Genomic DNA, 1,784 nt, shown 5'->3' with positions numbered 1-1,784 from the left:
TAATGAGGCACCCCTTATCCCTAAGTTACGGGGTCATTTTGCCGAGTTCCTTAACAATAGTTCTCTCGCTGGCCTTGGAATTCTCTTCCCACCCACCTGTGTCGGTTTGCGGTACGGGCACCTTATATCTCGCTAGAAGCTTTTCCCGACAGCGTGAAATCAACGACTTCGCTACTAAATTTCGCTCCCCATCACACCTCAGAATTGCAGTGGCGGATTTGCCTACCTCTGCTCCCTTAATGCTTGGACACACAAAACCAACTGTGTGATCGCTTATCCTTCTGTGTCACTCCATCACTCAAACGATATTTGGTGGTACAGGAATCTAAACCTGTTGTCCATCACCTACGCCTTTCGGCCTCGGCTTAGGTCCCGACTAACCCTGAGAGGACGAACCTTCCTCAGGAAACCTTGGGTTTTCGGCCTGGATGATTCTCACATCCATCTCGCTACTCATGCCAACATTCTCACTCGTATACAGTCCACCGCTCCTTTCGGTACGGCTTCAGCCCATATACGACGCTCTCCTACCATTTCATATAGATAAATCTACACAAAATCCGTAGCTTCGGTAGTGTGTTTGAGCCCCGGTAATTTTCGGCGCAGGACCACTCGACCAGTGAGCTATTACGCACTCTTTAAATGAATGGCTGCTTCTAAGCCAACATCCTGGTTGTCTGGGCAATCCCACATCCTTTTCCACTTAACACACATTTTGGGACCTTAGCTGACGGTCTGGGCTGTTGCCCTCTCGACCATGGATCTTATCACTCATAGTCTGACTGCCGGATATAATATACAGGCATTCGGAGTTTGATAGTCTTCGGTAACCCAAAGGGCCCCTAGGACAGTCAGTGCTCTACCTCCTGCAATCTAAGTCCGACGCTAGCCCTAAAGCTATTTCGGAGAGAACCAGCTATCTCCAGGCTCGATTGGAATTTCACCTCTACCCACAGTTCATCCCCGCACTTTTCAACGTGCGTGGGTTCGGACCTCCATTTCCGGTTAAGGAAACTTCATCCTGACCATGGGTAGGTCGCCTGGTTTCGGGTCTACAACATGCAACTAAATCGCCCATTTAAGACTCGCTTTCGCTACGGCTTCGCATCTTAGATGCTTAACCTTGCAACATATCGTAACTCGTTGGCCCGTTCTACAAAAAGTACGCAGTCATCCATATAAAGGACTCCTACAGCTTGTAAGCATAGGGTTTCAGGTTCTATTTCACTCCCCTCCCGGGGTTCTTTTCACCTTTCCCTCACGGTACTATTCTCTATCGGTCGCTGGGTAGTATTTAGCCTTAGGGGGTGGTCCCCCTATCTTCCCACAAGGTTTCACGTGTCTCGTGGTACTCTGGAGCAGTCATAAAGTCTTCTCTTTTCGCCTACGGGGCTATTACCCTCTGCGGCAGCATTTTCCAATGCTCTTTGGCTAAGATACCTCTTATTGATTGACTGTCCTAACCCCTAACCGGTAAACCGGTCAGGTTTGGGCTCTTTCCCGTTCGCTCGCCACTACTTAGGAAATCGAATTTTCTTTCTCTTCCTCCGGGTACTTAGATGTTTCAGTTCCCCGGGTTCCCCTCAACAGGCTATGTATTCACCTGAAGATACTTAGGCATTACCCTAAGTGGGTTTCCCCATTCGGAAATCTCTGGATCAAAGGTTGCTTGCACCTCCCCAAAGCTTATCGCAGCTTACCACGTCCTTCATCGGCTCCCAGCGCCAAGGCATCCGCCCTACGCTCTTAATAACTTGACCTTAATTTTAAATCTTTACTCTTCT

The 1,784-nt window shown here is 48.9% G+C and carries 1 rRNA gene; it reads right to left on the bottom strand.

From position 1 onward, the window contains the following. Positions 1–1,760: ribosomal RNA gene (locus tag J2Z35_RS14525) — 23S ribosomal RNA — on the bottom strand; the annotation flags it as partial. Positions 1,761–1,784: the final 24 nt, after the last annotated feature.

Origin of the sequence: Acetoanaerobium pronyense (assembly GCF_017874355.1) — a bacterium.
Classification (GTDB): domain Bacteria; phylum Bacillota; class Clostridia; order Peptostreptococcales; family Filifactoraceae; genus Acetoanaerobium; species Acetoanaerobium pronyense.
Note: the sequence above shows the minus strand (reverse complement) of the source record. Positions and strands in the feature narration are given on the sequence as shown.